Below are 493 nucleotides of genomic sequence, written 5' to 3'. Positions count from 1 at the left end.
ACACTTCAATTTTGCCGGTGGCGGGCGCGCCCAGCCAGGCGGTATAGAGCGGTGCAATCACGGTGATCGGGATAGAGGCGGCGAACACCCGATTGTTGGCCAGCGGCAGCGTCAGGTCATTCACAAACACACCTTTGGGATCACGAATAAGGCAATCCAGCTCCAGATCACAACCGGTAATGCGGCTCTTCGCGGTGAAATTGGAATTGCCGTAGTTGGTGAACTGCCTCAGCCAGGTCGCCAGGACGCCCACCAGCGCGCTCAATGTCTCTTTCTCGGCGGCCAGCACCATAACGGAGTAGGTAATCTCCACCGGCGTAAGGCTCAGCAGCGCGGTAACTTTGCCGGCAGCGTTTGTGATGTGCCCGGCATTGTATTCGTCCGTACAGATTGTGTTGTCATGCATCTGGAAGCCCGGCGATCGCCCGAGGTTGATCACAGGCAGCGCATCGCGGTTGATGTCCTTAAGCGTGCTGTTCCCATCGTCACGCCG

At 58.2% G+C, this 493-nt stretch carries 1 pseudogene; it reads right to left on the bottom strand.

Annotated features, from left to right (window positions below):
- Positions 1-493: pseudogene (locus tag CYR55_RS23755) on the bottom strand (hypothetical protein); the annotation flags it as partial.

Source organism: Chimaeribacter californicus (assembly GCF_002858675.1).
Classification (GTDB): Bacteria; Pseudomonadota; Gammaproteobacteria; order Enterobacterales; family Enterobacteriaceae; genus Chimaeribacter; species Chimaeribacter californicus.
Note: the sequence above shows the minus strand (reverse complement) of the source record. Positions and strands in the feature narration are given on the sequence as shown.